Here is a 19,597-nt window from a genome sequence, read left to right as displayed (position 1 = left end):
TTTTAAAGCAAGGAAAATAAAAATGACCATCGCCATTCATCAGCCCCATGACAAATTTTTTAAACGCAATCTAAAGGAAAAAAAGTAACGATTGATATTCTAAAAGCTCACCTTGAACCAGAAATATACGAAAAAATTGATCTTAATTCCTTGGCATTAACTGAAAAAAGCTTTGTTATTCCGCAGCTTCGTGAGATCCGCAGCGATATAATTTATAAGTGCCTTATTAATAATAAGCCAGGTTATTTAAATTTTCTGTTTGAGCATCAATCAACACCTGATTCCTTGATGGCCTTTCGTTTTTTACATTCTACAGTTTCCCTAAGTTATGAACATCTTTTGCAAGGACATAAAAACTACCCATTATCTTGCCGTTTTGCATATACCATGGGGAAGCATCGCCTTATCCTTATACGAATGATCTTTATGATACCTTCGAAGATCCTGAGTTGGCACGTAAGCTGGTTTTAAACCCTTTAAACTTATAGACCTTACTGTACTTTCGGATGAGGAAATTAGCCAGCATGGTCTTGCTGCTCTCATAGAAATGCTATTTAAGCATCAGAGAGATAAGAACTTCTTATCTATTATGAGGAAAATGCTACAAAACCAGCTTGTGCAAAATATAATCAAACAGCTGAACATTTCCTACCTGAATGATATGCTAAACTATGTACTATCAACGACTCAAGATGAGACTGAGCCCAAGGCAGCTCAACATTTAATTGAAGAACTAATTAAGGCCTTTCCTACAGCAAGGCCGAAGAGAAGAGAACTTTGTTATTGCTAAAAAGATGTTAGCTAAAAGACTAAACCATGAACTCATTAAGGAAATAACAGGCTTATCTGATCAAGATTTGCTTAATTTAGCTTAAATAAGTTTACTTTCGCGTTAAATATCTTTGAAATATATTTCTAACCTACGCTACATATTCAATTTGGCTTAATAAACATATATAATTATTATACAAGTTTAATAACAATTAGAAGGGTATATATGACTATAAATAACGAAGCTGCTGCTATTACAAAATGGACAGACAAACTTAGACAAGAATTTCGTGGTTTCTACCAAGAATTAGACACAGAAATTAAGAATTATCAACGAAAAACAAATCATTTAACTGACATAACCCACCAAGGAGTCGAGATTGAGGCAGAAACAAAGGATATAAATAAGTTGAATAAAGCTTTTAAGTCCTTAACTAAAGTCTACCTTGACTTAAGCAGTAACTTAACTAAATTAAGCGATACAATTGATTTTAATGAACAAATAGAACAGAAAGATTTAGATACAATCAAGAAAAATATGCGACAGTTTGAATCCGAATTAGAATCTATAAGCGAAACTATTAAAGATAATTTTTTTAAAACAAAATCAGAAAAATTCTTGTTAGAGGTAAAATCTATCTTCTTCGAAATAATTAATCTTATAACCGGCAAAGGTTACACTCGCCATATTATTACAGAGCATAATGTTATCTTATTAGATGGGCCAGATAGTTATTATGCGCCTATAAAAACTCTTCCTGAACGCCCAAAAAATTCCTTATTTTTCACTAGCCAAATCGAGCAAGAGCTGGCTCAAATTGAAAGAACAATACAACTATCTTTTAGGTAATATTACCTAGTGAAAATTTTATTTCGTTAATTTAATGACACAGCTTTTCCATTAAAGTTGTGTCTCGATAAGCAGTAAGTACACTCATCAAAAACTTAGCTTGGTCAGGGGTTATTTCCTGTTCAGCCAAGCTCCTTAAGATAGCGTTACCTATTTCGAGCAAGGCTTTAGGCTGGTCTAGCTCTTGCGGTAACTTTAAATTAATCGAACTATCCTTTGCTTTAGGTATAATTCTTTCCAAACAGAAACGCAGGGTATTAGTATCGCCTGACTTTGCTAATTCAATGGCTTGTTCCACCAACTCATCGGCGTGAGACTCAAGCAATTTTAGCCAACGAGTCTTTTTATTTAACACTCCTTTCGGCTTACCCTTGGGATTACCGCTCTGGCCTGGTTGATATTTCATTTTCTGTTTTTTCCTTCTATTTTTCAGGTTTGGTAAAAATAGCCTGTAACATTGTAATATCAATATAAATCATTGATTTAACTACATTTTTTATCTTATTATAAATGTTACAGCTGTTACAGAGGTTTTTTGCTATTCCTGATTTTTTTCCTCCACCTTTGCTTCAACAATCCGAGAAGGAAAATGGTACAAACGATACTGTTTATTATTATCTGATCGTACACGTATCGATATAGTCATGTTCTTTCCTTTTTAGGAGGATATAAAAGACCTTTTTTGTTTAAAATAGTTGCCACTAACCGAGGCTCTCATAGTTTTCACAAATTTCCTTTTTGAAGGTCGTCGTAAAAACGAAATAATCACCGGCGGTATTTCCCTGCTGTGCCTCGTTTCTAAAACCGGCTCGATTTCCTTTAAAGGATGATTGAGCTATGAACGTATCGAAACGGGATGACCGTGACTCAAAGAAATGACGAACCTGCTCTACTATTTTTTCTTCTTCAGAAGAGCTCAACCCACTCTCCCGATGGTCATTTATCCATGATTCAAAACAGGTAAACGCCGCTTCGATGCAATCACCCACAGCCACTCTACAATACCCCATTCTATCGCCAATTCTCCAGCCGCAGCAACGCAAAGCAAATCGTTCCACTACGCGTTTAACTTGCCCGTGTGCGTCATCTCCCTTGAGACGCGTCAAAAAAATCTGCGCTATCTCATTTCTTTTTTTCAGAATCATTTTTTTATCTTCCTTCACTAAATGGGTTAAAAAAGCGTCAATAGCAGTACCATAGTTCTTTTGACATTGGGCTTTCAAGTAATTAGATAAACTTGCGCCATCTTTATGACCATGCAAGTCTTCAAATATCCCGTAACCTTTGCCGGCATCAGCGGAAATATTCACAGAACGAATTTCTTGTCCCGCTTTAATGGTTTGTCCCGCTGCTTCTAAGTGCGCTCTTAAAGTTAATTCACCACTGGTTAAGAAAACTAACACCATAACGCTCTGTTTCTAGCTTGTCCGGTTTTAAATGCAGATGCTTTACTTTGACCATTCGCTAACATATAAAATACTTCGCCAGCAATACGCGCACTAAGCTGCGATAGTTCATCTAGGATAAGTAATGCATGATTATGTTGTGCAGCCAATCCTTCTAAAGCATTATCTGTGGCACGTAGTGTCTGGACGTAGTCTTTATTCCCATAGACTGAAGCGGCCACGGCTAAAGCGGTACTTTTTCCGATGCTGCTTTCTCCCACAAGATGAAAACTATCACTTTCTAAACCTAATAAGCCCACGAGTGGGGCCAGCAAACGCCATGGCTACTGCAAGCATCAATCGTGAATTACCGGCGCAATAAGAGGAAATATTATGAGTCCATTCATCTGATCTGGCGCCTAATTGCCTATAGTTATGCAGAGTGTAATCGCTATGATAAATTAAAGTCTCTTCATTTTCAGAGGAAAGGGTAATAGATTTTATCCCCTAATATAAATGATTGCTTGTGCCAGCCAGTATTACCTACACAACGCACATTAATTTCTTTAAGGTAGAAAGCAGCCGCTTTAAACGCACTATTAGCACCCTGTCCACCAATAGGATCGTTTAATACAACCATCGCCAAGTCCTAGAATCGGTTTCTTAGAATTTAAATTAATCGTTGCTTTTCTGACTATTGGAATATCACTTCCTTGAAGTGTGGCTTTATTATCTGTTAGGACTGCATCGTGATAGTGCTCTGCTTCCAAGGAGCGAACTTTTTTAATATCTCTAAATATTTCACATAACAATTTTTTTATTAAATCAATAACTGATCGATGATCATCCATCCAAATTGGTGGTCTATATAGTTTAAAACGGATCAACTAGTGACCCATAGCTATCAAAGACTTTGGCAAAATTCAAACCTAAGTTATTGATTTAAGATGAATCACCTAGACACAAAATGTGACTTTTTTATCACTCAAAAACAAACAAAACATAATTTCATCAACTAGTTAGCTAATTTATAACAAAAAACTCATAATACGCTAGCCTTCTCAAAAACTATTCACCAGAATTAGTTACAATAACAAACGAAAAAAAACCGTGCGGGAGTTTTATGGGACAGCAACATGCTTTTATATGCTTTTGCGTGACAATTATAATGACCGCCACAATTAATAATCTTATTTTTTTAATAACTTAAAATTTAAGCTGAGGCCTGAAAGGGAAAGGCAACAAACAATCTATGATGAGATAAAGAGAACATTGTTAAAGAATGACTAAACATTTTTTATATCATCTATTAATAGAGAATCATCTCATCTAGATACGCTTGATTAAAATAACTTTCAAAGTCTTGAGAGTTATTTTAGTCTTTATATTAATAAAGTGAACTTACTTTTCATAGCATCCAAAAATAACTTCTTTTTCTGCTCTAGTGCTTACAGAATTAAGCACCCTAAAATAAGTCCATTCTCATTTTTTTTAAACTAGAAAAAATTAAGTTTTGAAACAGCCTGAAAGTTTTATAAATAAATTTCTTTATTTATAAAAATAACGAACCAATACTTATTTAACTATCGGACCAATTAAATGATACTTTTATCATAAGATTTAAAACTGATAAATTTATTTCCTTATTTGCAAGCATAAATTCTACTAGAATTCTGGCTTTCTTTTTCTGTTAAATTATCAGAGATTTCTCTAATAAATAAACCCGGTAAGCGAAGTATTTTCTTAGAAAAGACAACACTTGCTGCATTACTTAATGAATTAAAAAAAGAGCAATGATTACTCGCTAAATTAGTAGTACTATTATCAATGAAAGCTTTATCCATGTCTTGATCGATGTCTTGCTGATTCTGTTCTTGTTTATTATTTGATCGAATAAAATTTAAAAAAGTTAATGTAGTTAAATAACTTGCTGATTTTAACGTAGGAGCAAATAAAAATTGTAGAAATAATTGGTTAAATCGCGCTGAGAGCTCAGGCCAAAACTCTAGCTTATCAGATAATTCCCACAAATTAGAAAATCCATATTCTAATTCTGTAACAATCAAAAACAATAATCCATTAAGAAGATGATTGATGCCGATTCGTTGCTTCTCTATTAGATGCTTACTGATAAAGTACTCAGAAAGACTATAAAATAATAAGATTGGAATCTGTAAAGATGAAAAATAACCTAGACTTATTAAACCAATACGTGGTATTAGTTTTAGAATAGATTTTTTAATTGCCGACAACTGGGTTTCATCGATGACTCCCTCAAAAACACCTTGTAAAATGGGAATACCCGTTATATAAAAAACGTGTTTGAGATCATTAATCAATTGTTCAGAGATGAGTTCAGATAAATCTACCTGATCACGTAAACTCTTGGTAAATTGTGATTCATTTACAGTATATGGATTATGCCAATAGGCCGCGTAAGCACTTACAGCGCTTGAATTTATTGATTCATTAAAAGATGAATGTTCATTCAATAAACTATCACCCCCTGGCCAATAAGAAATGATCTCGCTTGTGTTGATCGACTGATTAACAGATAGATAACTATTAGATAAAGTATTATTTTCTAGTAAACTACTCAATATTATGTTCTCAGCTCTGGGCATAAACTGTATCTGACAAGTCTTATTAACTGCTGAATTAAAAAAAGTAACGCTAATATTTTTATTTTGTAAATTTTTCCTAAAGACTGAACAATTATTCTGTAACCAATCTTCAGGTAAATCTTCAATTGCACACTGAAATTCATCGTGTACTGGGTAAGCAACTGCGGCACACAGAGAGCTTAAATCTACTGTTGTATTACGACTTTCATAGATTGGCTGAGCTCTTCCTAATAACAAAACTTTTATCGGATTTTTTACTATTAATCTTATTGTACGTTGAATTTTATTATAAGTATCATCAATGTAAACTGTGATATTAAATTCAGCATCACGTGGAATATTGGCCTGTAAAATACAATCGTCTGAAATGCTCGAAAAACGGTTAGAATAATTTAGAAAACAATGAATTATTTGATCGTTTAAACTGACTATCTTTAATTCGTTTCTCAAATTTATAGTAAAGGGTATTCTTGCTGTTAACTCTAAAAAATATCTTTTTGAGCTAATAATGAATAAGTGAAATTTTCTGCTATTCTAAACGCATTAATAAAATCAATCATCTGCTTTTTTTGATCGGATTTCGAGTAAACTGCGTCTATAAAATAATAATAAGGTAACTGCAATTTGCGCCCCATCAAACTGGTCGGACTATGGATATATACTGCTTGAGCTAATAATTGAATATCTTGGTAAGTTAACAGCCTATCTGCACCTCCGAAAGTTTCAAGCAAACTAAAATAGTGTGTGATCTGATCGTTTGAAAAATTAAAATTGACTAATAATTCTTGTGCCCTGGTTTCATTAAGACGAAAACCTTCTCGAGGTAAATCATAATGCATGATAGAAAAAAGAGAAAGTGGCGTATAATTTATCCCGTAATTAACAAGACTATAACCTTTTTTAGTAGGCGCGTTATAGATTAAAAGTTGATTCGTTTCTTCGGGATTTGTTTCGTGTAGATGTGGAATATTGAGTAAATGAAATACTTCATGAATAAGAAAACCTACGCCATAATATTTAAATAGTAATATATTGTTTTTGCAAACTATCAAGGAGGGAGCAAACCCGTTTTTCCAAGCTTCACAAACACCATTAACCTGTTCGCGATATAATACGTTCACAAACTCTTCAGAAGCAACTGTAAAAACAAGTGGATCATCATTTATATTTTCCTCATGAGGAGGAAATTGATGACTTAAATGAACCAAACCTAATTGATTAAGAAGGTATTCGGCAACATCCATGCGCTCAACAAAGTCTTTATCATAATAATCTTTTTTATGGACAGGATAGCTTTTAGGTCGATCGGGGATCTGCGATAATATACGTTGCCTGTCTTTTTTTGATAAGCCTGACAAGCCACGGTTTATAGTGTCGATAATGCTCATAAGAATAATATAATGAAAAAATTTTTCCTTTTTGTTCTTCACAAAATAAAGGCTTATTTTCAACAATAAAGTCACTAGTTTTGGATTGATTTTTCATACAAATTCTTTTTTTATGAACCAGATTTAATATTATAATAATAAAAAAATTATGCAACAAAAATATTACTCTAAATAGGAGAAATTTTATTTTTTTATTTTTTTAGATTGATCTTAAGAAGAGAATTTTAAAATAGAGCAAGTGCGATGGATCAACGACGGATTCAAACTAAAATAGAATTAAATAAAATAACTTTCCTACTGAGAAGAAAAATCACCATCCATTTCACTGCAGATTCATAATCCACCTGATGCAATTTTTAAAAAACTTTTCAGTGATATTGATGTAGCACGAACCTTTATTAAAAACTACTTAGACCTCATTCTCGAACAAAAATGAATTTAAGTTCTCTAAACATTGAATCGGCTCTTTGATTGAAGAAGAACGCTCACAACAACATTCCGAGATCTTGTGTTCCCTTAAAATCGACGGCACAAAAGGTTATGTTTATATCAACGTTGAACATCAAAGTTCACTACATAAAGTGATACGGTTTCGGATGCTCCGTTACAAGTTAGCTATCATGAAGCAACACCTTGATCAAGGATATAAAAATTGCCTGTAGTGGCTTGTATGCTTTTTTACTATGATAAAGTAGCGCCTTATCCCGATAGCCTGAGCTTGATTGACTGTTTTGCCGATCCGATTTACACACCAACACTTTTTAAGTGCCTATCTTCATAGATTTACGCTGGATACCGGATGAAACTTTTTCAAATCATCATAAACTCGAGCTTTTAGAGCTTATTCAGAAACATATCTTTCTGAACAAGAAATACGTTGTTTAGAAAACTAGCTTTTATTTTTTTCCTTACATTACCCTTTTAATTTGCCTCCTGCTACCGAGCTTTTTCGACAAATTGTTTCGAGTCATAAATAATAAAAGCGCTCATTAACGCCTTATTCCTTAAGGATTATATATTCACTCACCATCGACTCCTCGTCATGAACTCTTTATAATGACCAAGCGTTGTGCGCTCATTTTTATATTCTTGTTTATTGATTTTCTTTGAGAGTTCACATCAAGCAAGCATTAAAAAACCATTGTGTCGACGACTGAATTTCGTCTTCGACTTCACTCAACCTGATTTATTTTTGGATATGCTCGATGCTAAATTGTTCTTCACTGCCCCCTATTGCGATACTCGGTGCCGGTGCCTGGGGTACGGCCTTAGCGATTCATCTTGCACGTCAAGGTCAAGCGGTACGATTATGGTCTTATGATCCACAACAAGTAGCCGCTATCAATCAAACGCATCATAACACTCGTTATTTTCCTGAATATCGTCTATCTGAAACCATTGTTGCATTAAAAACCATTGCTGAAACAATTACTCCAGTAGAAGATATTCTGATTGCAGTACCTAGCCTCGCTTTTCGCGATACCTTGCATCATTTAGCGGCGGATTTAAAACCCCATCATCGGTTAGTTTGGGCCACAAAAGGGTTAGATGCAACGACGCATCAACCACTTCATGAAATAGCACAAGCTATATTGGGATCGATTGACAAAGCCATTTTATCTGGCCCCAGCTTTGCGCGAGAAGTGGCGGTCGGACTTCCCACCGCGGTCACGTTAGCTTCGCAACAACCACCGTTTTTAGAAGCCCTCGCAAAACGTTTTCGCAGTCCACAGTTTCGAGTAGATTGTACGCAAGATGTCTTAGGCGTGGAACTGGGTGGCGCAGTTAAAAATACAATTGCTATCGCAATGGGTATTGTCGATGGTTTGGAATTCGGTGCGAATACGAAAGCGGCCCTGATGACTCAAGCCTTAACAGAAATGATCGCACTTGGACGTGCGTTGGGCGCACAACAAGAAACGTTTCTCGGTCTATCTGGTTTAGGCGATTTAATTTTGACCTGCACCGATAATCAATCCCGTAGTTTAGCATTAGGGCAAGGACAAACGTTAGAGAAAGCCAGTGCATCCATCGGCACGACAGAGGGACTCGTCGCTGCGCGACATGTTTTTTATCTTCTGCAACAACATCCTCACGTCGAGGCGCCTTTGTGTACAGCGGTTTACCGGATTTTATACAAACATGCCCCAATGACTATACTCTTGGATTTTTTTAACCAAACGACTGCTTCATAATCTCAAACATACGTATAATAAGCGTGGCAGATACTTCATTTCAGCAAAGGCTTGCGATGTTTAAGAATTTAATACAACACTTTTTAGAATCATTGCAACAAGATCCCTGTACAGAGAAGAGATCTACTCTGAAATGATTCAATGCTTTCTTCTGTATATTCTATGTGTTTTGTTTTTTTCGATTAGATCGCTTTCAGGCAATTCACTCAGCAAGTGTTTTACGGCATAGGCATTGCCTTTCGTTTATTAGTGACGGTCAGGATTTGATTTTGTGTCAATTGCTGCCTAAGGTGGCATATCTGTAAGACATCATTTTTATCAATATCATCATAATCTGCTGGATGTGCAAACACTAAAGGCAGAATACCAAAATTAATCAAATTTTGACGATGAATTCGTGCAAAGCTTTTTACAAGCACCGCACGAACACCTAAGTAACGGGGTGCAATGGCGGCATGCTCACGACTAGAACCTTGCCCATAATTTTGTCCACCCATAATCCATGAGCCGCTTTGCTGAAACTTTAAAGCACGTTCTGGATAACTCGGATCCAATTGATCAATTTGCTAATTCCAGGGATATTACTGCGAAACGGTAATACTTTCGCGCCCGCGGGTAAAATCGTATCGGTTGAAATATTATCGCCCACTCGAATTAAGACGGGCCCTTCAATTTGACTGGCTAAACTCGGAAACTGTGGTAAAGGCTGGATATTCGGTCCTTTTTCCAGCCGAGATGGTGCTCGTATATTCTCCGGGGCAATTAACATCGCAGTATTAATACGTAGCGTTTTGGGTTCATGAAAAACAGGATAATCCCTTTGTGCACTGAATGTTCGTGGATCAGTGATTTGACCCATTAACGCTGAAACGGCCGCAGTTTCGGGGCTACAGAGATAAACTTGATCTTCTTCTGTTCCCCGGGAAATTTCTCGGGACCGTCCGTAAGCTAATTTTTCCAGTGGCCGGCGCCTGTCCCATCCCAATACAACCGTTACAACCCGCTTGATGAATTCGTCCCCCTGCGCGAATTAATTTTTCTAGAATACCAAGCTCTGTCATATTCTCTAAAATTTGGCGTGATGTCGGATTAATATCAAAAGAAACACCCGGGGAAACTTGTTTACCCGCGACGATTTCAGCAGCCATTGCAAAATCACGTAACCCTGGATTCGCAGAAGAACCTATCATCGCCTGATGAATAGGTCGACCAACAACGTCTTTGACCGGCACCACCTGCCCAGGACTCGAAGGTAAAGCAATTAATGGTTCTAAGTCAGAAAGATTAATTTCTTCGTCTTCATCATAATGTGCTTTAGGTTCAGCGGCCAAAGCACACCAATCGCCTTCACGTTGTTGTGAACTTAGAAATTCACGGGTTCGTTCATCGGAAGGAAACACGGAAGTCGTTGCTCCTAACTCTGCACCCATATTGGCAATCACATGACGATCCATCGCTGAAAGATTCTGTAATCCTGGTCCATAATATTCAATAATTTTTCCGATCCCACCTTTTACATCGTGACGTCGTAACATCTCCAAAATAACATCTTTTGCACTCACCCAATTGGGCAAGGTTCCGATCAGCTTGACGCCCCAGATTTTAGGCATCGTAAAATGAAACGGTTTACCTGCCATGGCCATTGCCACTTCAAGTCCACCCGCACCAATCGCTAACATCCCCAATGAGCCGGCCGCACAAGTATGGCTATCCGAACCCAAGAACGTTTTTCCTGGTTTGCCAAAACGCTCCATATGCACAGGGTGACTCACCCCATTACCCGGGCCACTATAATAAAGACCAAATCGTTGGCAGGCACTTAAGAGAAAAAGATGATCATCCGCATTTTTAAAATCGGTTTGCAGTAAATTATGATCGATATACTGCACCGACACTTCTGCTTTGGTTCGATCCAAATTCATTGCTTCACACTCAAGCATCACCATCGTCCCTGTCGCATCCTGGCAAAGCGTTTGGTCGATTTTAATACCGATTTCTTTACCCGGCAGTAAATCCCCTTGTACGAGATGGGTTTGGATCAATTTTTGAGCTAAATTTAATGACACGTGAATCCTCCTTGACGCGAATTGACTCCGACAATCCATGTTGCTGATTATAGTGCTTGATCGAAGACGACGCTCGTCAATCTCTGCATAAGCGACATTCATTGATCGATCGTCTCTTTTTAAAGACGATCGATTCGACTATCCTTTAAAGAGAATTCATCGCAAATGTAAAAATCGATTTATACGAAAAAATTTACTATAAAAATAGAATACTCTTTTTTAATGAACGCGTAGACAATCAAACTTTTCATACCGCAATAAAGAGCCAAAAAAGATAATTATATAACCTTAAGACAAGTATATGGAAATTAAAAAGATCTATAGTAAACTAAGGCCTCACAATTATATTGGGATTCAGTTATGAGTTTAACCGTTACGCGTTGGACGGATTTTATTGCTTTTCTGATTTGCACCACGTTCCTAGTCATCGGTGCTTATCTACAATACACCTTAGGACTTGTCCCTTGCCCACTGTGTATCATTCAACGCTTCTTAATCACCTGTCTGGGTATTCTTTTTTTGATGGGGGCTTTGTTTAATTTTTCACCTACGACTCGCTCTTTTTTACATACCTTCACTTTTTTATTGTCCGCCATCGGCGCAGCCGTTGCGAGTCGACAATTATGGCTAGAACATTTCCCTTCCGATAAGCTGATCAGTTGCAAAGCCAGTCTAGCCGAACTCAATCAATCGGCTTTCTTTCAGCAAGTGATTGACTTGTTTTTTAAAGGAACGAGTAATTGCGGCGCAAGTCCATGGTCTTTCTTAGGTTTAAGTATCCCGATGTGGTCTTTACTGTTATTTTTATTTTTGATTGTCCTGACTTTACGTCAAGTCTATTTAAACCGCATCATGAATCAGCGCAACGCGTTATTTTAATGAATAGGCAAACACACCACCTAGCGGATCGTTTATTTTATTTACCCCTATTATCTAAACCAACTCACTCGGCAGACCCTCTGTCTATCCATAACTTCGGCTTGGGCAACCCATCAAAGACCGAGTGATATCAACCGTTGATAGCGTTTTTCTAAACGACTTTGTGGATCTTCTTGACGAAGCTGTGCGTATTGCTCAAGGAGTACTGTTTTGAGTCGTCTCATCATCTCTGCTGGATTTCGATGAGCGCCTCCCAATGGTTCTTCAATCACTTGATCCACTAATTTAAGATCTAACAAACGATCGGCAGTCATTGCCATAATAGCTGCCGCTTCTGCTGCGTGATTAACCACTGTTTTCGCCGCCTGATCGACACTGGCCGCAGAGGATTTCTCTTTATTACCCCAAATAATCGACGCACAACCTTCTGGAGAAATAGCAGAATAAACACTGTATTGCAGCATTAATAAGCGATCCGCCACGCCAATCGCTAATGCGCCACCCGACCCACCTTCACCAATCACCGTCGCAATCACGGGTACATTCAATTGACTCATTGCTTGCAAGTTCGCAGCAAGGGCGCCACTTTGATTGCGCTCTTCGGAAGCAACGCCCGGATCTGCGCCAGGTGTATCAATAAACGTCAAAACAGGTAGTCGAAAACGCTCAGCGAGCTGCATTAAGCGTAAGGCCTTGCGATAGCCTTCCGGTTTCGGCATCCCAAAGTTACACGCCGCTCTTTCCACCGTATTACGTCCTTTATGCTGACCAATCACCATAACGGGTTCAGTGCCTAAATACGCTAACCCACCGATGATCGCGCGATCATCGGCAAATTGCCGATCACCATGTAATTCATCAAAATGGTCAAAAATATGTTCAATATAGTCAAGAAAACGAGGCCGATGGCTATGGCGTGCTAATTGAACCACCTGCCAAGGCGTTAGCTGACTGAAAATTGAACGCGCTAATTTAATACGATCACGTTCTAAACGTTCAATTTTATCGCTCAAATCAATTTTTGTATTGTTTCCAACCTGACGTAAATCTTCGATCTGCGTTTCAATATCAATGATAGGTTGTTCAAAATCTAAAAAATTGAGTCCCATAATTACTCACTTTCAGTTGCTTTATTTTGATCAGCGACTTCCGATTCAAATTCATAATCAAATTCTTCTCGTAAACGTCTTTGTTCTAAATAGTCCTCAATCGCTCGTCGCTTCTCCAGAGAAAAACGCGGAGGTAGAGTCTTCGTTTTTTTATCTAAATCATCGGCTAATGCCAACTCTTCTACATCTAAATCATCATCTTCATCATATAAAATATTCAGAGGTAACTCTACGTCACTATGTGGGTCATTTTCGTCTTCTTCTAGTAAGACATCAGATTTTTCGTACTCCATAGATCCTACCTATTTTAAATTAATAGCCGCCTATTTCACGGCCTACTTTAGTAGGTGTCCCCCCCCTTTGGCAAGCAGAACCTCTATTCAAGAAAAAATCCGGGTCTCATTCTGCTTCTAGGTCATTTGTCCTGAGTCAACACACCTAACTATTACGTCAAATTTCAACACGCCAACGCCCAAATCGGCCGCCTTATTCCCTAATCATCGTACTCTAAAGTACATCATTCACTTCTACTACCATTGATGAGTTAGGGCTTCCCACCGACCGGTTAAGCGCGTGTTCTCTGCTTTTTGGCAACAATCTTCACTTTCTTTGTTTTTGGCTTTTGACGTTTAGGAATAATAATTTCTAATACGCCCTGATTCCCTTGAGCCGTTACCTTTTCCGCTTCCGCCGTATCCGGTAAGGAAAAGCGACGATAAAAACAACCTTGTAAATACTCCACTCGTGTATAACCTGCTTTTTTTCTTTTGAATGGGACTTCGCTGTCCTTTTTATGGTCAGCACGCCTTTTTCCATCGATACCTCAATATCGCTCGGATCGACGCCAGGAAGATCGGCATAGATAATAAACCGATTGAACTCTTATTTTATGTCTACGCACGGTGCCCAATGACTGGTTTCCACTAAAGAACCATCTTCTAATGGGTACAACTCAAAAAAACGATCCCACTCTTGAGATAAACGTTGTAAGTGCTGTAACAGTGTGGCAGATCGATAACACGCTGTATTCGACATAATCACGTTTCCTTGTCTTCCCAAAAGCCAATTTAGTTTAACTGAAAAATCAAATAATCCTACCTTCTCTCAATGACTTATCGAAAAAGGATGCTTTTTTTGAGGGTGCGCGGTACCCAATACGCAAACTTTCTTTTTAGGTTATTTTTTAACCAAAATTTATTCCCAACACCATGATAACGCTTATCCGCTTACAACAACATCTTATCCACAGTTTTTTACACAGAAACTGTGGACAAACACGACTTGATAACGATGCAGTAGTTTTATATTTTGTAAAAGTGTCTGTATAGTGATCCCGGCTCATAAAAATAAGGGCTGGCTTAATCCTATTTCATAAAAATAGAACTTTAAAGAAATATTCATTTACTCGACGCATTAAGCAAATTGAATTCAAAGAATAGGGAATAACAATCATTCAAAACGCTCATCGACCCTGTTTTATTTGTTATATTCTGCGCTTTTAAAAAATATACTTTGTATCTCTAACTGAGAAAATTTTGTCAAATAATAATTAGCGTATCATCGCTTAAATAAACAAAAAATAATTTTTTACTGAATTTCTTCTGCCTTTTTGTCGTTTCCTTATGTTCAAGAAATGACAGAAAGAATTTAAAACAGCACCGCAATAACACGCTAAAATTTAATCTCTTTACCTAAAGTCATAGGTTCAGTCATCGTCGTCTCAAGTTCCTACCTGGAAGAAGATGGACCAGGACTTTCAGGAGGTCTTTGAAAACGAGCGTGCAAAGGGTCATTGATTTGTGAAAAAAATTGAAGCCCTTGATACAAGCTTTTCAACCTTTCAGTTAATACGATACAATGTTGCCTCCCTTCATCGATATGAGCTTCGATCCTTGCTAACAGTTCTGGCACTTTTTTAGTGCTTTGCAGTAAAAATCTGTATACATTAAATTTATCTAACTCTATTTTCATTTTTTCTTTAGTAGTTTGTAATCTTTCAATCTCCTTTTCTAATTCTTTAATAGACTCACTTTATAATTCAATATCTTTAGGACACATAACGCTTACTCACGGCTAAAACTTTATGCATCCAAAGGAAGCCGTTTCTTAAATGTCTACTTACACTCATTATTTAAACAATTAGCAAATGCATTGACGTAAAGAAGAAATCATGTTCTATTTCCATTAACCTGGAAAATAAGTTTTCTCGTGGGCCTGCCTTGTTGATCCATCCAATCTCACAAAGGCCAAACATCCAGCAAAAAACGGAATTCCATTTTTTCACTGAGAATCAAACCCAATGTCCTACTACGATCAACATCTTTTTCTCTGCATCAATCACCGCGATTCAGGTAAAAATAGCTGCGCACAACGCGGTTCTGAAGCCCTGTTCGTTTATTTAAAAGAACAGATAAAAAAACTACCTAATAAAAGTCAGCGGTTGCGTGTCAATCGAGCCGGCTGTCTAGGACGTTGCTCGGAAGGACCGGTATTAGTCATTTATCCAGAAGGAATTTGGTACCATTGCCGCACACATCAAGATATTGATGAAATTATTACCAGTCATTTTATTTTACAGCAGCGCGTCCCGCGCTTAGAACTGGCTTGCCGCTCGCCCGGAAAGAACATTGCCCCCTCTACTACCGAAAACTAAGCGTTAGAGGAACCTAGCTCTAGTGAAAACCTACGCGGCCGATAGACTTAAAGGTTGACAATCCAGGCACGATGCCTATTATTGTACCATTTTCTCTTTGCCCATTATGTAAAGGTTTTATGTCACACAGACTAAACCGATGCGCTAAAGGGTTTCGGCTACAAAAACACAAATGAAGCTATCTTTACGTGAGCGCGTCAAACATTTTCATCCCAAGTATTGGTTAACTTGGTTAGGTTTGGGATTCTTATATCTCGTGAATAAACTCCCCTATCACCAGCAACTGGCAGTAGGTCGAGGAATTGGATGGATCGGCTTTTATAGTTTAAAGCGGTTTCGTCATGTTGCCCGGATTAATCTCTCACGTTGTTTTCCAAATCGATCGGAAGTTCAACGTGAACAACTTTTAAAAGAACAATTTGCTTCACTCGGTATGGGCGTGGTCGAATCGACGATGGCTTGGTGGACACCTATCGAAAAATTACGTCCTTTGTTGCATATCGAAGGCCGGGAACATCTTGAAAAGGCGCTCGCTAAAAAACAAGGCGTTTTACTCTTAAGCGCGCACTTTAGTTCACTGGAATTGTGTGGTCATTTATTTTCTGAAGTATTTCCGATCCAGGTTGTGTACCGAGAACAAACAAACTTAGTATTCAATTCTTTCTTAAAAGGCAAACGTAATATCCAACAAATGCAGTCGATCCCACGCTCTGGTATTCGATCAATTATTCGCACTTTGCAAAATAATGGTACCGTTTGGTATGCTTATGACCAAGATTACGGTCCGAAACACAGTGTGTTTGCACCTTTTTTTGGAATTGAAACGGCGACAATTACCACCCCACAACGCTATATTGAACTCACTTCTGCGCAAACATTCACTGCTTTTTATCGTCGTTTACCCAACGGGAAAGGCTATCAAATTACACTAAGCCCCGTAGATCTCACACATCTCAATGAACGAGAAGCGGCCACGCGCTTAAATCAAGCTTTAGAAAAAGCGATCCTTCTCGCACCTGAACAATATTTTTGGATTCATCGCCGTTTTAAAACTCGTCCTGACACACAAACCGATTTCTATACAGGATCGCCAAAATGAATCGTTCTTTAATCGGTGGCATCTTGCTTATTATCGGTACGAGTATTGGTGGAGGAATGCTGGCTTTACCGGTCGCCACGGCGCAACTCAGTTTGATGGCAACGCTTTTTGCACTCATCGCCTGCTGGGCGGTGATGACAATCAGCGCCCTTTTGTTATTAGAAGTCAATCTGTGGCACTCTGCCGACAATAATCTAATTAGCATGGCGCACTCGACCTTGGGTTGGGCGGGACAGCTATTTGCTTGGTTGATTTATTTGTGTCTACTTTATGCGCTACTTTCTGCCTATATCGCGGGAGGAGGCGATGTGCTGCGTCATCTTCTTCTTCACTTAGGAGTTAACCTCGGAAGTCGAAGTGCCAGTTTATTATTTACAGTGCTACTGAGCAGTATTGTCTATCAAGGCATCGCATGGGTCGCCCATCTTAATCGAGGATTGATGTGGGCCAAATTACTCCTTTTTGTTTGCTTAGTAAGCTTACTGGTTCCTTTTATCTCAACGACACTCCTCACCTCCACGTATGTAAGTTCACCTACCGCCCAGAAGGGGACTCTTTTTCAGAGTCTGGCGGTCATCATCACGTCTTTTGGTTTTGCGATTGTGATCCCAAGTCTACGCATCTATTTTCGCGGGGACACACGCTCACTGCGACGATCGATTCTCCTTGGCAGTATTATTCCGCTGATCTGCTATCTTTTGTGGGTGCTGGTGATAAGAGGTGTGATTCCAAACACGGGAGAAAAAAGTTTAACGACACTGCTGCATTCTGGACACGCTACGGGGAATCTAATGGCTACCCTAGGTTATTGGTTAAATCGACCTCGAATTACGCAGATTGCGCAAGTCTTTACCTCTATCTGTTTAGCCACTTCTTTTCTCGGTGTTTCCTTAAGTTTGTTTGATTTTTTAAAGGATGGCTGCCAACGTATCACTAAAAAAGTACCTAAAAGCGGGCTCTATTTCCTCACATTTACTCCGTCCTTAATCCTCGTTTGGTTCTTCCCCCATATTTTTATTCAAGCGCTCTCACAGGCGGGTATTCTTTGTATTCTCCTGTTAATCCTCTTACCCGTCGGCATGGCTTGGAGTGGGCGTTCACAGCAGTCGCAGACAAATAGCTATCGTGTCTTGGGTGGAAAAGTCTTACTTTTTTTTTATAGGCTTAGTAGCCTGTGGGCTCCTTCTTCTTCGTTTTATCGGATCTTAAGCAACTCATGATCAATGGCAAACAATTGGGTGGTATTTTATTGATTACGGGAAATGCGATGGGTGGAGGAATGCTCGCTTTACCTTTGGCCACGGCACAACTTGGCTTTATTAATAGTAGTTTATTTCTTATCGCCTGTTGGGCACTGATGCTCGCGGGGAGTTTACTTTTGTTGGAAGTCAACCTCGAATTTCCTGAACAAAGCCATTTTGTCTCCATGGCTCGAACCACATTAGGACGTACGGGTGCGATGCTCACTTGGCTTTGTTATCTACTCCTCCTGGTCTCACTACTCTCAGCGTATACAGCCGGTGGCGCTGATTTTTTACAAAGATCACTCCAGACAATCCATTTTTCAATTTCACTCAAAGTCAGCGCAATTCTGTTTGTTTTTGCGTTTGGCTTGATTGTCTATCAAGGTATCCAGTCGGTCGATCATCTCAATCGCATGCTCATGGGTGGTAAATTACTCATCTATGCGTTACTCATTCTCTTGTTACTTCCTTACTTGTCATCGACTCAGCTTCATCGTGAATCCTTTGACCTGTTCCCAACGAGTTTAACGATAATGGTTACCTCGTTTGGATTTGCCGCGATTATTCCCAGCTTACGTTCTTATTTTCACAGTGATGTCGCACAATTACGTCGTATTATCGTGATCGGCAGCCTGATTCCACTGATTTGTTATCTTCTGTGGAATGCGGCGGTGATGGGTATTCTGCCTTTTAAAGGTCCAGGCAGTCTCGAATACATTGCTCATACCCAACGCTCAACCAGCGAATTAAGCCACCAGTTAAGCCAAACACTCAACGTAAAACTCATTTCCGGTTTCATTTGGAGCTTTACCTCGATCTGTCTTCTGACCTCTTTTTTAGGTGTGAGTTTAAGTCTCTATGATTTTTTACGTGACGGTTTAAACTTAAAAAATACATTTTCTGGAAAAACAATTACCGCACTTCTCACGTTTTTACCGCCACTATTGATTGTATTCTTTTTTCCAAACACCTTTGTGCGCGCATTGAATTACGCGGGCGTCTGTTGTGTCATTTTATTAGCCTTACTGCCTGCATTAATGACTTGGTCGAGACGATATCAAAAAAAAAATCACTTCTGCTTATCAAGTACGCGGGGGGAAACCCTTATTAGGCTTGGTCATTCTTGCCACCTCGATTATCATTGTCCGATCGATCATGACATTTTTAGGGAAATAAAAATAAAATAATTTATTTTTTTATTCTTTTTTACTGAAAAGAAGCCACACATCCGATACACTATCGACTAAACCAGGAATGAGTTCTGAACCTTTTTATTTTAGTCTGCCCTGTACACGAAGTGCATCGGTTTAAATAACAAGGACGATCAATCTAGC

The 19,597-nt window shown here is 38.5% G+C and carries 20 protein-coding genes and 2 pseudogenes; 9 read left to right on the top strand and 13 right to left on the bottom strand.

The window, feature by feature from the left end:
- The first annotated feature begins 90 nt into the window (after positions 1-90).
- Both S3O_RS20535 and S3O_RS0108505 read left to right on the top strand, forming a co-directional pair.
- A pseudogene (locus S3O_RS20535) lies at positions 91-790 on the top strand (Rpn family recombination-promoting nuclease/putative transposase).
- 207 nt (positions 791-997) lie between these two features.
- The gene (locus S3O_RS0108505) at positions 998-1,621 is read left to right on the top strand and encodes a hypothetical protein (protein WP_010598680.1); all 624 of its coding nucleotides are present in this window, start codon (positions 998-1,000) and stop codon (positions 1,619-1,621) included.
- Between the two features lie 31 nt (positions 1,622-1,652).
- Here S3O_RS0108505 and S3O_RS0108500 read toward each other — a convergent pair whose 3' ends face one another.
- From S3O_RS0108500 to S3O_RS0108475, 7 genes are all read right to left on the bottom strand, one after another.
- A complete protein-coding gene (locus S3O_RS0108500; protein ID WP_010598679.1) occupies positions 1,653-2,027 on the bottom strand; it encodes a DUF5681 domain-containing protein in 375 nt (124 codons plus the stop codon).
- 295 nt (positions 2,028-2,322) lie between these two features.
- Positions 2,323-3,027, bottom strand: a complete 705-nt coding sequence (locus S3O_RS15905) for a DNA/RNA helicase (protein WP_010598678.1) — start codon at positions 3,025-3,027, stop codon at positions 2,323-2,325.
- Positions 3,018-3,341, bottom strand: coding sequence for a DUF927 domain-containing protein (locus S3O_RS15900; RefSeq protein WP_010598677.1), 324 nt, complete (start codon positions 3,339-3,341; stop codon positions 3,018-3,020). Before S3O_RS15900 ends, S3O_RS15905 begins: the two co-directional genes overlap by 10 nt.
- A complete protein-coding gene (locus tag S3O_RS20530) occupies positions 3,301-3,501 on the bottom strand; it encodes a DUF927 domain-containing protein (protein ID WP_408005677.1) in 201 nt (66 codons plus the stop codon). The genes S3O_RS15900 and S3O_RS20530 overlap by 41 nt, the downstream gene beginning before the upstream one ends.
- Positions 3,502-3,605: 104 nt before the next feature.
- Complete coding sequence (locus S3O_RS17800) at positions 3,606-3,857, bottom strand: hypothetical protein (protein WP_010598676.1); 252 nt, start codon at positions 3,855-3,857, stop codon at positions 3,606-3,608.
- Positions 3,858-4,649: 792 nt separating this feature from the next.
- On the bottom strand, positions 4,650-6,080 hold the full coding sequence (locus S3O_RS0108480; protein WP_010598675.1) for a hypothetical protein: 1,431 nt from the start codon (positions 6,078-6,080) through the stop codon (positions 4,650-4,652).
- A 32-nt stretch (positions 6,081-6,112) separates the two neighbouring features.
- A complete protein-coding gene (locus S3O_RS0108475; RefSeq protein ID WP_156792845.1) occupies positions 6,113-7,018 on the bottom strand; it encodes a hypothetical protein in 906 nt (301 codons plus the stop codon).
- Between the two features lie 467 nt (positions 7,019-7,485).
- Here S3O_RS0108475 and S3O_RS20525 point away from each other — a divergent pair, with 467 nt between their 5' ends.
- Positions 7,486-7,680 (top strand): Rpn family recombination-promoting nuclease/putative transposase, encoded by a 195-nt coding sequence (locus S3O_RS20525; protein WP_050816881.1) that lies wholly within the window; start codon positions 7,486-7,488, stop codon positions 7,678-7,680.
- A gap of 543 nt (positions 7,681-8,223) precedes the next feature.
- Complete coding sequence (locus S3O_RS0108465; protein ID WP_010598672.1) at positions 8,224-9,213, top strand: NAD(P)H-dependent glycerol-3-phosphate dehydrogenase; 990 nt, start codon at positions 8,224-8,226, stop codon at positions 9,211-9,213.
- 266 nt (positions 9,214-9,479) lie between these two features.
- On the opposite strand, the pseudogene S3O_RS20520 reads toward S3O_RS0108465, so the two are convergent.
- A pseudogene (locus S3O_RS20520) lies at positions 9,480-11,318 on the bottom strand (aconitate hydratase); the annotation flags it as partial.
- 321 nt (positions 11,319-11,639) lie between these two features.
- Between S3O_RS20520 and S3O_RS0108455 the strand changes: the two are divergent.
- Positions 11,640-12,158: a disulfide bond formation protein B gene (locus S3O_RS0108455; protein WP_010598671.1), complete on the top strand. Its 519-nt coding sequence runs from the start codon at positions 11,640-11,642 to the stop codon at positions 12,156-12,158.
- Between the two features lie 113 nt (positions 12,159-12,271).
- On the opposite strand, the gene S3O_RS0108450 is transcribed toward S3O_RS0108455, so the two are convergent.
- The 5 genes from S3O_RS0108450 to S3O_RS19015 all read right to left on the bottom strand — a co-directional run bounded on the left by S3O_RS0108450 (position 12,272) and on the right by S3O_RS19015 (position 14,302).
- Complete coding sequence (locus S3O_RS0108450; RefSeq protein WP_010598670.1) at positions 12,272-13,267, bottom strand: acetyl-CoA carboxylase carboxyltransferase subunit alpha; 996 nt, start codon at positions 13,265-13,267, stop codon at positions 12,272-12,274.
- Positions 13,268-13,269: 2 nt separating this feature from the next.
- Positions 13,270-13,560, bottom strand: a complete 291-nt coding sequence (locus S3O_RS0108445) for a PA3496 family putative envelope integrity protein (protein WP_010598669.1) — start codon at positions 13,558-13,560, stop codon at positions 13,270-13,272.
- A 272-nt stretch (positions 13,561-13,832) separates the two neighbouring features.
- Positions 13,833-14,009 (bottom strand): Hsp20/alpha crystallin family protein, encoded by a 177-nt coding sequence (locus S3O_RS19020; protein ID WP_010598668.1) that lies wholly within the window; start codon positions 14,007-14,009, stop codon positions 13,833-13,835.
- Complete coding sequence (locus tag S3O_RS19845; protein ID WP_328264374.1) at positions 13,940-14,131, bottom strand: Hsp20/alpha crystallin family protein; 192 nt, start codon at positions 14,129-14,131, stop codon at positions 13,940-13,942. Before S3O_RS19845 ends, S3O_RS19020 begins: the two co-directional genes overlap by 70 nt.
- Positions 14,132-14,149: 18 nt before the next feature.
- Complete coding sequence (locus tag S3O_RS19015; protein WP_235776220.1) at positions 14,150-14,302, bottom strand: hypothetical protein; 153 nt, start codon at positions 14,300-14,302, stop codon at positions 14,150-14,152.
- 1,264 nt (positions 14,303-15,566) lie between these two features.
- Between S3O_RS19015 and S3O_RS0108430 the strand changes: the two genes are divergently transcribed.
- The 4 genes from S3O_RS0108430 (at position 15,567) to S3O_RS14515 (ending at position 19,450) form a co-directional block, all read left to right on the top strand.
- A complete protein-coding gene (locus S3O_RS0108430; RefSeq protein WP_010598666.1) occupies positions 15,567-15,920 on the top strand; it encodes a (2Fe-2S) ferredoxin domain-containing protein in 354 nt (117 codons plus the stop codon).
- 172 nt (positions 15,921-16,092) lie between these two features.
- Positions 16,093-17,019 carry an LpxL/LpxP family Kdo(2)-lipid IV(A) lauroyl/palmitoleoyl acyltransferase gene (lpxL, locus tag S3O_RS0108425; RefSeq protein WP_010598665.1) on the top strand — a complete coding sequence of 309 codons (927 nt, stop codon included), beginning with the start codon at positions 16,093-16,095 and terminating at the stop codon, positions 17,017-17,019.
- Complete coding sequence (locus tag S3O_RS0108420; RefSeq protein ID WP_010598664.1) at positions 17,016-18,239, top strand: amino acid permease; 1,224 nt, start codon at positions 17,016-17,018, stop codon at positions 18,237-18,239. The genes lpxL and S3O_RS0108420 overlap by 4 nt, the downstream gene beginning before the upstream one ends.
- Entirely contained in the window at positions 18,236-19,450 is a 1,215-nt protein-coding gene (locus S3O_RS14515; protein ID WP_010598663.1) for an amino acid permease, read from the top strand. Before S3O_RS0108420 ends, S3O_RS14515 begins: the two co-directional genes overlap by 4 nt.
- Positions 19,451-19,597 lie beyond the last annotated feature (147 nt).

The organism is Rickettsiella massiliensis 20B (assembly GCF_000257395.1).
Taxonomy (GTDB): Bacteria; Pseudomonadota; Gammaproteobacteria; order Diplorickettsiales; family Diplorickettsiaceae; genus Diplorickettsia; species Diplorickettsia massiliensis.
Note: the sequence above shows the minus strand (reverse complement) of the source record. Positions and strands in the feature narration are given on the sequence as shown.